12 protein-coding genes are annotated in these 10,847 nt (G+C 58.0%); 3 read left to right on the top strand and 9 right to left on the bottom strand.

Annotation, left to right across the window (positions count from 1 at the left end; all coding sequences use genetic code 11):
- Positions 1 to 23: 23 nt before the first annotated feature.
- From glyS to GG681_RS10810, 3 genes are all read right to left on the bottom strand, one after another.
- Positions 24 to 2,183 (bottom strand): glycine--tRNA ligase subunit beta, encoded by a 2,160-nt coding sequence (glyS, locus tag GG681_RS10820; RefSeq protein WP_408057667.1) that lies wholly within the window; start codon positions 2,181 to 2,183, stop codon positions 24 to 26.
- Between the two features lie 119 nt (positions 2,184 to 2,302).
- Positions 2,303 to 2,821 carry a DUF6446 family protein gene (locus tag GG681_RS10815; protein ID WP_153548003.1) on the bottom strand — a complete coding sequence of 173 codons (519 nt, stop codon included), beginning with the start codon at positions 2,819 to 2,821 and terminating at the stop codon, positions 2,303 to 2,305.
- Between the two features lie 15 nt (positions 2,822 to 2,836).
- On the bottom strand, positions 2,837 to 3,778 hold the full coding sequence (locus tag GG681_RS10810; RefSeq protein WP_153548001.1) for a glycine--tRNA ligase subunit alpha: 942 nt from the start codon (positions 3,776 to 3,778) through the stop codon (positions 2,837 to 2,839).
- A 220-nt stretch (positions 3,779 to 3,998) separates the two neighbouring features.
- Here GG681_RS10810 and GG681_RS10805 point away from each other — a divergent pair, with 220 nt between their 5' ends.
- Positions 3,999 to 5,753 (top strand): serine protease, encoded by a 1,755-nt coding sequence (locus tag GG681_RS10805; protein ID WP_153547999.1) that lies wholly within the window; start codon positions 3,999 to 4,001, stop codon positions 5,751 to 5,753.
- A 114-nt stretch (positions 5,754 to 5,867) separates the two neighbouring features.
- On the opposite strand, the gene GG681_RS10800 is transcribed toward GG681_RS10805, so the two are convergent.
- The 5 genes from GG681_RS10800 to GG681_RS10780 form a co-directional block, all read right to left on the bottom strand.
- A complete protein-coding gene (locus tag GG681_RS10800) occupies positions 5,868 to 6,509 on the bottom strand; it encodes an SDR family oxidoreductase (RefSeq protein ID WP_153547997.1) in 642 nt (213 codons plus the stop codon).
- Between the two features lie 24 nt (positions 6,510 to 6,533).
- Positions 6,534 to 7,025, bottom strand: coding sequence for a DUF1178 family protein (locus tag GG681_RS10795; RefSeq protein ID WP_153547996.1), 492 nt, complete (start codon positions 7,023 to 7,025; stop codon positions 6,534 to 6,536).
- Between the two features lie 81 nt (positions 7,026 to 7,106).
- Entirely contained in the window at positions 7,107 to 7,541 is a 435-nt protein-coding gene (locus GG681_RS10790) for an NUDIX hydrolase (RefSeq protein ID WP_153547994.1), read from the bottom strand.
- A gap of 26 nt (positions 7,542 to 7,567) precedes the next feature.
- Positions 7,568 to 8,320 carry an EcsC family protein gene (locus GG681_RS10785; protein ID WP_153547992.1) on the bottom strand — a complete coding sequence of 251 codons (753 nt, stop codon included), beginning with the start codon at positions 8,318 to 8,320 and terminating at the stop codon, positions 7,568 to 7,570.
- A 66-nt stretch (positions 8,321 to 8,386) separates the two neighbouring features.
- Positions 8,387 to 8,875, bottom strand: coding sequence for a GNAT family N-acetyltransferase (locus tag GG681_RS10780; RefSeq protein WP_328593349.1), 489 nt, complete (start codon positions 8,873 to 8,875; stop codon positions 8,387 to 8,389).
- Between the two features lie 86 nt (positions 8,876 to 8,961).
- Between GG681_RS10780 and GG681_RS10775 the strand changes: the two genes are divergently transcribed.
- Positions 8,962 to 9,564: a flavin reductase family protein gene (locus GG681_RS10775; RefSeq protein ID WP_153547988.1), complete on the top strand. Its 603-nt coding sequence runs from the start codon at positions 8,962 to 8,964 to the stop codon at positions 9,562 to 9,564.
- Positions 9,564 to 10,193, top strand: a complete 630-nt coding sequence (locus GG681_RS10770; RefSeq protein WP_153547986.1) for a CatB-related O-acetyltransferase — start codon at positions 9,564 to 9,566, stop codon at positions 10,191 to 10,193. Before GG681_RS10775 ends, GG681_RS10770 begins: the two co-directional genes overlap by 1 nt.
- Before the next feature lie 75 nt (positions 10,194 to 10,268).
- On the opposite strand, the gene GG681_RS10765 is transcribed toward GG681_RS10770, so the two are convergent.
- A complete protein-coding gene (locus GG681_RS10765) occupies positions 10,269 to 10,790 on the bottom strand; it encodes a VPLPA-CTERM sorting domain-containing protein (protein WP_153547984.1) in 522 nt (173 codons plus the stop codon).
- Positions 10,791 to 10,847: the final 57 nt, after the last annotated feature.

The raw sequence follows: 10,847 nt of genomic DNA, 5'->3' as shown, positions 1-10,847 counted from the left end.
CCCTGCGGTCGCTGATGATGGTGTTAGCCTTCGATCTTGCTCAGGTCCGCCACCTGGCCGCAGGCTTTGCGGATATCGCTCAACAGGTTCAGACGATTGCGGCGGATGATGTCGTGATCAGAGTTCACCTGCACCGCTTCAAAGAATGCATCGATCGGGGCCCGCAGGAGCGCCAGGCCGCCCATGGCGGCTGCGAAATCCTCGGCCTCGATGGCCGCGGAGATCGCTCCCCCCTCACCGTCAAGCGCTGCAAACAGGGCTTTCTCTGCCGCATCCTCAGCAAATTTCACATCCGCACCGTAGGAATACTCAACCCCATCTTTTTCTTCCGCTTGGGTCAGGATGTTGTTGGCGCGCTTAAACCCTTGCACGAGGTTTTCACCATCTTCTGTGCTCAGGAAGCCTTGTAGCGCGCGGGCGCGTTTCACCAGCGGGGTCAGATCGTCATTTGCATCCATCTCAATACAGGCGTCGATCACATCGTGGCGGATACCCTGGTCACGCAGGAAGACTTTCAAACGGTCATGGAAGAACGACAGCAGGTTCTCCGACGCTTCACCACTCACCTTTGTCACCGCAGCAACTTGATGCTCCATCTCGTGGCTGCGTTTCTTGGCGCTTTCAAGTTCTTCGCCATCCAGCCCGGCTTCCAGCCCCTTGGCCTCAGTCAAAGCTGCCGACCACTCATTCCGTTTCAGCAGCACCGAAAGCGCCGCTTCAAAGCTGCTCTGCAGCCCCACCCGCACATCGTTTTCCAGCACCAGACGGATCACACCCAATGCCGCACGGCGCAGCGCAAACGGGTCTTTTGACCCAGTTGGTTTTTCATCAATCGCCCAGAACCCTGTCAGCGTGTCGATCTTATCCGCCAGCGCAACCGCAACGGAGACAGGCTCGGTTGGCACATCATCGGATGGGCCCAGCGGCGAGTAATGCAACTCACAGGCATTGGCGACCGCCTGCGGCAGCCCGGCAGCCTCGGCATAATAGCGCCCCATCAAACCCTGCAGTTCGGGAAACTCATAGACCATTTCGGAAGAAAGATCCGCTTTGGCCACTTTTGCCGCCTGCTCCGCCAGATCCGCATCTGCACCAACAACGGGTGCAATCTCCCGCGCCAATGCTGCAATCCGATCAATCCGCTCCGCCTGGGTGCCAAGCTTGTTGTGGAAGGTCACATTTGACAGTTTCTCAGTCCAGGCCGCCATGCCGGTGTCCGATTGCGCAACCCGCAGATCGTTTTCCCAGAAGAACTTCGCATCCGCCAGACGCGCCGAAAGCACCTTTTGGTTGCCTGCCAGAATGGTTGCACCGTTGTCAGCCGTTTCGCGGTTCGCAACGGTGACAAAGCGTTCAATCCGACCCGTCTTTGGATTTTTGACCGAGAAGAATTTCTGATGCTCTTTCATTGAGGTCTGCAAGACCTCTGCCGGAAGGCCCAGGAAATCTTCAGCAATTTCACCCATCAAGACGACCGGCCATTCCACAAGGCCCGCGACTTCAGCCAAAAGCCCTTTGTCTTCAACGACCTCAAGACCCGATGCAAAAGCCTGATTGGTGGCATCCTGCCAGATCGCATCGGCGCGCTCTTTCGGATCCAGCACCACAAAGGCGCGCTTCAATTGAGTGGCGTAGTCGTCAAACCCGGTCACTGTAAATTCTGCAGGTGCCATAAAGCGGTGCCCACGGGTGGTGTTGCCTGCTGTGATGCCTTCGATCTCCAGCGGTACAACCTCGCTGCCCTCATCCTTGCTCAACAGGCATAGGATCGAATGCAGCGGGCGCACCCAGCGCAGGCTGCTGGTGCCCCAGCGCATGGATTTCGGCCAGGGGAAGTTGCGAATGGTGGTTTCCATAACTTCGGCGATAATCTCAGCCGCCGGGCGGCCGGGCTTTTCGATGGTGGCAAAATAGACCGCCCCTTTTGGGGTGTCGCGCTCTTCCAGATCTTCGCGGCCTACACCGGCACCGCGCAGAAAGCCTTCGATCGCCTTATCTGGCGCCCCAACCTTTGGCCCTTTGCGCTCTTCGCGCACCGTGGGGCTTTCGGCCAGCAGGCCATCAATCGCCAGTGTCAGGCGACGCGGGGTGGAAAACGACGCAGCCCCCGCATAGGTCAGACCGGCTTCCACCAGACCATCGGTCACTTTCTTCTTCAGATCCTCTGCCGCGCGTGCCTGCATGCGGGCTGGGATTTCTTCGGAAAACAGTTCAATCAAAAGATCGGGCATCGTCGGGTCCTCGGTGCTGCGCGGTGGCGCATCTATTCTGTGTCTCGCCAGGCGCGCCCGGCGTCAAATTTTTAGTCTCGGGGCGGGCATTCTTCGCCAACGACGGTGCCGTCATAGGCTTTATGGCCGCAATTGTTCAGCTCGTGCCAGGCATATCCACGCCCATCCTGGGTGATCGCCACAATACGATCCACGCCAAAATGGATATTTTTCACCCCGATGAAGGCGGTTGCGCTGCCATTGGCAAGACCTTCGGCAATCGCGGGCGCATCGAAACAGTCAAACCACCCCGGCGCATTGCGCGGATCATGCATATCCGTGACAGAAAACTGTGCCGCCAACGCATCTGGGCGCTGATCCGTGGTGAAACAGGCGCGATAACGAATGGGAGAGCTATCTGCATCAATCGCCTGAAACCTATCATAGGCAATGGCCTGTGGTGCGCTGCCATCAAGCGGCACCAACACCACATCCTGGCCTGGAGTTGGCGCGACCTCATCATAAAAGCCATAGATTTGCAGGTAATAAAGGGCGGCTCCGGCGGCGACCGCCGAAAGCCCTAAAATTACTGCCAGGATTTTACCCATCATTGGCGCGTCTCCCGCTTAGGCTGCACCCTCAGCGGAAAAACCACCCGCCTCGGTCAGTACAAAGGCATCTGCACATTGTTTCGCCAGCGCCCGCACCCGGCCAATATAGGCCTGACGCTCGGTGACAGAAATCACCCCGCGCGCATCGAGCAGGTTAAACATGTGGCTTGCCTTGATGCATTGATCATAGGCTGGATGCGCCATGATAATGCGCTTGCCGGTCTTGGGATCTACATGTTCTTGCGCCAGGATCGCGGCGCATTCGGCCTCGGCTTCCTCAAAATGGCGCAGCAACACGTCAGTATTGGCCACGTCAAAATTCCAACGCGCGTATTCTTCTTCGGTCTGCTTAAAAATATCGCCGTATTTCAGCGCAATCGGCGACTGCGGATCGTTGAACGGCATATCCATCACGTGATCCACGCCCAGCACATACATCGCCAGACGTTCCAGACCATAGGTCAGCTCACCGGAAACCGGCGTGCAGTCATGGCCGCCGACCTGCTGGAAATAGGTGAACTGGCTGACTTCCATCCCGTCACACCAGACTTCCCAGCCCAGACCCCAGGCGCCCAAAGTGGGGCTTTCCCAGTCATCTTCCACAAAGCGGATGTCATGCAGCTCCATATCGATGCCAATCGCCGCCAATGAGCCCAGATACAGCTCCTGCAGATCCGGCGGGCTTGGTTTTACCAGCACCTGATACTGGTAATAATGCTGCAAACGGTTCGGGTTTTCGCCATAACGCCCATCGGTCGGGCGACGCGACGGCTGCACATAGGCCGCGGCCCAGGCGTTTGTGCCCAGCGCGCGCAAGGTGGTCGCCGGGTGGAAGGTCCCTGCCCCAACTTCCATGTCATAAGGCTGCAGGATCGCGCAGCCTTTTGAGGCCCAGTATGTCTGCAGCCGCAGGATGATCTCTTGGAAGGAGCGCGGAGCGCCGGGTGCTTGGGTCATATCTCTTCCCTTTGGGGCATCAAATGCGGCTTTCTTCCTATGAAACTGCAGGCACAGGGTCAACGGCTCAAAACCGTCAATGCATACGCAAAATTACCGTTTAGCGCGTAAAGAGGCCAATGACAGCGCGGTTTTTCCCCGCTAACAGGAGTTCCATTTGATACTTATTGCCGTTAAGAGCCGAAGGAATTTATTTATGACCCGGGATAGAGGCCCCTCCATGAAAAAGATCATCGCCGTTTGGGCGCTGTCCATTCTGACCCTACTCATCGCAGCCCCTGATGGTGCCCGTGCTCAGCAGAACCAGACTGTCTGGATCCAGGTCGCCGCACATCCATCGCTTTCTGAAGCCGAAGCCCGCGCCCGCGAATTTGCCGCGCGCCTGCCGGATGTCTCTGGCTTTTCGCTTGGCGGTGGCTGGTACGGCGTTGTGCTTGGCCCGTATAATCGCGCGGATGCGGAACGGGTGCTGCAGGTTTACCGCAATGAACGCCAGATCCCGCGCGACAGTTTTATTGCGTTTTCACGCAACCTGCGCAGCCAATTCTACCCGGTTGGCCCGGTTCAAACCCAACCGGTGAGCCCGCCGCCACAGCAACAGGCCGCAGTGGAACAGCCCGCAGCCCCCAGCGTGTCACAGCCTCCGCGCGCTGATGAAACCCCAGCCGAAGCGCGCCGTTCAGAAAACCGTCTCAGCCGGGATGAGAAAAAACAGCTGCAGATCGCGCTTAAGGCACAAGGGTTTTACACCTCAACCATTGATGGCTCCTTTGGTCGCGGCACCCGCGCCTCCATGGCTGACTGGCAGGCGGCCAACCTGTTTGAGCCCACAGGCGTTCTGACCACCGGCCAGCGCCAAAAGCTGCTTGATCAATATAACGCACCGCTGATTTCGGTTGGCATGCAACGCATTGAAGATACCGCTGCAGGCATCGCCCTGTCGTTACCATCCAAGGAAGTTGGCTTTACTCGCCATGAATCCCCATTTGCGATTTACGGCAGCACTGGCGAACTTGGCGCACAGGTTCTCTTGATCAGCCAGCCCGGTGATGCGCGCACATTGGCAGGTCTTTATGAAATCCTGCAAACGCTGGAGATTGTACCGCTCGAAGGGCCCCGTAGCCGCAAAGGCAATTCCTTCACCATTGAAGGGCGCGGCAAAGGCATGGTCACTCACGCCCAGGCCACCCTGCGCAACGGTCAGATCAAAGGCTTTGCGCTTGTCTGGCCCACCGGTGATGATGCCCGCCGCAGCCGCGTTCTGGCCGCAATGCAAACCAGCTTCACCCGCCTTGATGGCGTCCTTGATCCCACCGCTGGTGCTGATGCTCCCCAAAGCGTGGATCTCTTGTCTGGTCTGAACATCCGCAAACCTCGCCTGTCGCGCACCGGTTTCTTTGTCGACACCGCTGGCACCGTGCTGACCACCTCGGATGTGGTGGGTCAATGCAGCCAGGTGACGCTGGATCACGACTACACGGCTGAAGTGCTGGTCAACGATACCGCCAACGGCGTGGCCGTGCTGCGCCCGCGTGACCGTCTCGCTCCGATGAGCGTGGCGCATCTGGCGATCTCTTCACCGCGTCTAAAATCCGAAGTGGCCGTTGCAGGCTTTTCTTACGAAGGCATCCTTGGCGCGCCCTCCCTCACCTGGGGCACCTTGAGCGATCTGCGCAGCCTTGATGGCAATCAGGGCATCGCGCGTCTTGCACTTGCGGCACAATCCGGCGATGTCGGTGGCCCGGTGCTGGATACCAACGGTGCGGTCCTGGGCATGTTGCTGCCGCAACAAATCGGCAACAAGCAACTCCCCGAAGGCGTAAGCTTTGCCGCCAACGCCGAAGCCTTGCGCGCCATTCTTTCGCAGGTGAATGTGGCTGCAACCGATCAATCCCCTAGCCAGGGCCAGGTTCCAAATGCGGAACTGGTTCGACAGGCCAACGGGATGACCGTGCTGGTCAGCTGCTGGGAATAAACTCCCAATACTCAGACACAAAAACCGGGCCTCGCGCCCGGTTTTTTAATGCTTGCAAACAAGACCTTGCATCTAGCGTGGACCTCATGAAATCTGCTTGAACGGATCAGGCCCTCAATAGGGCATGATCTGCCCATCCCAGGAATGAAAACACCCGGTTGTATCAAGGCTTAAGCCTTCAAACTCGCTGATCAATCCAGCCGCGCTTTCAATCGTGCTGACTTCGCCCTCAGGCCCGCCCATATCGGTGCGCACCCAACCGGGGTGATAGATCCCCACCGCAATGCCTTCGCGTTCAAGGTCGGTGGCCAGATTGCGGCCAATGCTGGTGACCGCAGCCTTTGAGGCGCGATACGCATAGCTTCCGCCCGGTGCGCGCGCGTGAGAGCCCATTTTTGACGACAAAATTGCGATCTTGGGCGCCTGCGCAAGGCGCAGGTTCGGCAACAGCGACTGCACCGTCAAAAAGACCCCCATCACATTGGTGGCCAATGTCTTGCTCCAGATCTCGGCACTGAATTCACCAAGCTCTGCGTTTTTATCCAGATACACCCCGGCATTACAGACCAAAAGATCCACGGGTTTGCCTTTGATTCGCGCAGCAAACCGCGCCTGCTGGCCCGGATCGGTCACATCCAATTGGGTATCAGCCGAGTGATCGCGTGAGGTGGCGCTCACCTCATGGCCCTCATCGCGCAGCTGCCGTGTTAGTTCTTTGCCGATACCGCGGCTTGCTCCGGTGATGATCGCATGCATGATTTGAGCCTCTTTAGGTTCTAATTAGTTTGTCTTGCGTCCCGGCACGAATGGCAGCGGCAGCACCGGAACACCTTCCTCTATCAATTCCTTGGCCTCAGCGGGCTTGGCCTCACCATAGATTGAACGCTCCGGTGCCTCACCTTGATGCATCGCGCGCGCCTCTTCGACAAAGTTAGAACCAACATAATCCGAATTGGCTTCAACCTTTTCACGTATTTTACGCAAGGCGGCCTCAGCCTCGGTTTGGGCAAGCGCTGTTTCGGGCTCAGGCGGTGATTCTTTTGGGGTTTGCGCGGGCTCAGACGGGGTCTGCACCTCAGCCTCACCCAGTTGCGACGCGGCTTTGCGCCCGGTGCGCACGCGCGGGGCCATCATCGCCTTTTCAACCGCGCTTGAGCCACAAACGGCACATGTTACCATCCCCGCGCCTGACAATTTGTCAAAAGCGGCGGCAGACTGGAACCAGCTTTCAAACTGGTGATCACATGCACATTTGAGCGTGTATTTAATCATGATGTCCCTCTTATCAGGAAACAGTGATTAAATACCCAATGAATGCAAGCGCAAGAGCATTTGCGCGCGAACGGGCTTGGCCTAGGGCGAAAACGACAAAAGCACCTGGGCAAGATCCGTTTCATTCACATCTTCTGCCGCCTGCCTGGGGCTGACCCATTTGCGCTGGCGCTGCCCTGCTTCGGGGAAATCGTCCGCAAGGTCCACAACCTCAACCGGAAACAGGCGTACCCGGCAACGTCTCAGCGGGGCATCGGGATACCATTTGTCATAATCATAACTGCCAAGGCAGTTGCGCGACACATGCCCCTGCACTCCGGCCTCTTCCCAGGCTTCCGTAAGTGCAGTTTCCCAGGCGGTGCGCCCGCGCATCGGCCAGCCCTTGGGCACAACCCATCGGCCAATCCCGCGCGAGGTGATCAATAACACCCGCAGCTTGTCTCTTTTTGTGAACCGGTAACAGAGCGCTCCATATTGCACCGCTACGCGGGTCTCATCTGGAGTAAGGTCGCTCATATTGTCTCCCGAGGCTTGGCGCGCCGTTAGGGATCAGCACGCTCCAGTTGCTGCTGCAGCCGTTCGGACAATTCTAGCTCAGAAATGTCACAGTTTAGTGCAAGTCTGCGGACACCAAAGTGCACTTTTGCAATATTTTGATAGTACTGCGCGTAAACATAGTTGCACGACGCCCCCGCAAGCCCGCCAAGCACCGGAACCGATTGTGCTGCCAGTTTCTGCCCCAACGCCACGCCCAGTTTGGGGGCAACCTGTGCAACCAGTTTTGGCAGGCCACCGCTGCTCAATCCGATGCGGGTGGCAAGGTAGCCACGCTGCTCGGCTGCCAAAGGACCAGAAGACGCAAACACCTGCACCGTGTCAAAGGCGACGCTATCGCTTTTGGGGTCAAACCCTTGTGCCACGGCCTCGCGCTGGATCAGGCGCAGCAGGAAACTTGTGGTCACTGGCAGCTCTGCCAGGGTGCCCGCAACACCACCGGCACCCCCCACAGCGCCCAGCGCGGCACCAATCATGCGATTGCCACGATCCGATCGCAGCGGCAGTCGCCCACCGCCCTGACGCAGGGCAAATTGCAACGCCTGCGCGCTGGCCCCATCCAGACGTTCAAGCACCGGATCCGGCAAACGATTCATCAACTGATCTGCGCGCAGCCCCAGAAACGACAACATCCGCATCCCTGGCCCGTCTGCGGCCGCATAAAGGCGCGCAAGCTTTGCCAGCTCGCGGTCCAGCTCCACCGGGCTAAGCGCCCGCTCGGGCATCAAAATGTCTTGCATATGACGCGCCTCTCCCTCTGGCCTATGGGATTTAAGATCGGTATTTTCAGGCCGGTTTTCAACCCGTCAGCGGCTCCAGCGGCGCACCTCACCCTGTATCCCGTTCCAGGCATTTTCCACCAGCGCAAGCCCCAGTACCCGGTCCGGGTTGGTGGGCGGCGGCATGATCACACCCTCCAGCCGCTCAAAACCAAAGCGCGCATAATAAGGTTGATCGCCAACAAGCATGATCCGATGCCAGCCGCTGTCCTCGGCCTGGGCAATACTGTCCCGAATGAGCGATCCCCCCAGCCCTTCGCCCTGACGCGTCGGGTGTACCGCCACCGGCCCCAATAGAAGCGCATCATGATCGCCCACATGCACTGGCCAAAACCGGATAGCCCCGGCCAGAATGCCATCGCTATCACGCGCAACCTGGCTGAGCCCCAAAACAGGCGGCACATCATTGCGCAGACGATAAGACGACAACGCCTCCCGACCCGGTGCAAAACACAGGTCATACAGGGCTTCGACCTCCCACCGGTCCTCTGGCTGCTCAGATTTTAGCTCAATCACCGCGTTCACCTCATTGTGCCCCGGCAAGAGGGGTGGAATTGCCCCTAGCACGTGCATAACTGTGGCGCAAACACTTGGAGACACCCATGTTCTATCGACCCAGCGACGGTCACGGCCTGCCCCACAATCCTTTTAACGCAATCGTCACCCCCCGCCCCATTGGCTGGATCTCGACCCGCTCAAAAGAGGGCGTGAACAATCTGGCACCCTATTCGTTTTTCAACGCCACCGCCTATGTGCCGCCACAGGTGATGTTTTGCTCCACCGGCACCAAGCCCGACCAGGACGGCACCAAAGATTCGCTGGCCAATATTCGCGACACCGGAGCGTTCTGTGTGAATGTGGTCGAATACGCCATGCGCGATGCAATGAACGCCTCCTGCGCCAATCTTGGCAAAGATGTAGATGAATTTGCCCACGCGGGCCTTGAGGCTGCGGAATGCAGCGAAATCGCCTGCGCCCGCGTGGCGGCGGCACCGGCCGCGCTGGAATGCAAACTCACCCAGATTGAGCCCCTCAAAGGCGAAGCCAATTATATGGTCATGGGTGAAGTGGTTGGTGTTCATATGCGTGATGACTGTCTGGTTGACGGGCGCTTTGATGTGACCCGGTTCCAGCCGCTCAGCCGTCTGGGCTATATGGATTATGCCGCTGTTACTGATGTCTTTAGTTTGAAAAGGCCCGAATAATGCCCCTCCCCGATCACACTCAGCCGATTGAACTCCCTGATGGCAGCCGCTTTGCAGGCACCGTGCTGCTGCAAGACGTGGTGGACAACCCGCAGTTTGAGATCGGGGATTTCACCTATGCGTCCGATTTTGATCCGCCCGAAAACTGGGGCCGCCGCCTTGCGCCCTACCTGTTTCCCTTTTCACAGGAACGGCTGATCATTGGCAATTTCTGCTCCATTGCCGAAGGCGTGCGTTTTATCACGTCCTCGGCCAATCACGATCAAAGCGGGCTCAGCTGTTATCCGTTTCCGGTGTTTTCGCTGGAAACGCGCGCCGGCTATCAGCCAGATACGCGCGACACGGTGATCGGGCATGATGTCTGGCTGGGCTATGGCGCGCTGGTGCTGCCGGGGGCCAAAATCGGCCACGGCGCGATCATCGGTGCAGGTGCAGTTGTGCGGGGCGAAATCCCACCCTACGCAATTGTCACGGGCAACCCTGCCACGGTGACGCGCCATCGGTTTGAACCCGCCGTGATAGAGACGCTGCTTGATCTTGCCTGGTGGCACTGGCCTGCGGAAAAAATTGCACAGGCCGAAGCTGCAATTTTATCGGGAAACATTCAGCACCTGCGCGACATGGCGTAAATCTGCAAGCGTCCAATAAAAAACCGGCCGCGCATATCCTGCACGGCCAGTCGAAAAAGCATGTTTTATAGGGTCTTAAGCTTTGCGCGCTTTACGGCGCAGCAGTGCCAGACCGCCCAATCCACCCACCAGAAGCGGCAGGCCCGCAGGCAGCGGAATCGCAGCTGGAACGGCTGGACCCGCAGACACAAAGTATGCATCAGCAGCTGTATTGAAAGCCAGATCATCCAGCAGCGCCAGATTGTCAAAAGGCTGACCGCTGAAATCAACACCGTTTTGGCCATCTTCGAGCACATAGTTGATGAAGTCCAACGCGCCATCAACAAAGTTAAACTGCGCAAATGTCGGGAAATCCGTATCATTCACAATGCTATAGGCGGTGCCGAACAGGGTGACCGAAATGGTGATCCCGTTAAAAGGGTCAAGCGTGGTTGGACCGGTTGGGGCCACCAGCGCATCATCATAGGTGATCACACCATCGTCAGACAGCAGCGTGCCGCCGGCATCAAACACATGGAAGTCAAAATCAACAACGGCAGCGGAGGCAGCCGAAGTCAGGCCCAGACACAGCGAAGCTGCAGCAAGAAACGTTCTCATTTCAAATTCTCCAATCGTTGAAATTTACACATCGCCGCTCTGTAGCGTAAAGACGTC

The sequence above is a fragment of the Tritonibacter aquimaris genome (genome assembly GCF_009617595.1).
Lineage (GTDB): Bacteria > Pseudomonadota > Alphaproteobacteria > Rhodobacterales > Rhodobacteraceae > Epibacterium > Epibacterium aquimaris.
Note: the sequence above shows the minus strand (reverse complement) of the source record. Positions and strands in the feature narration are given on the sequence as shown.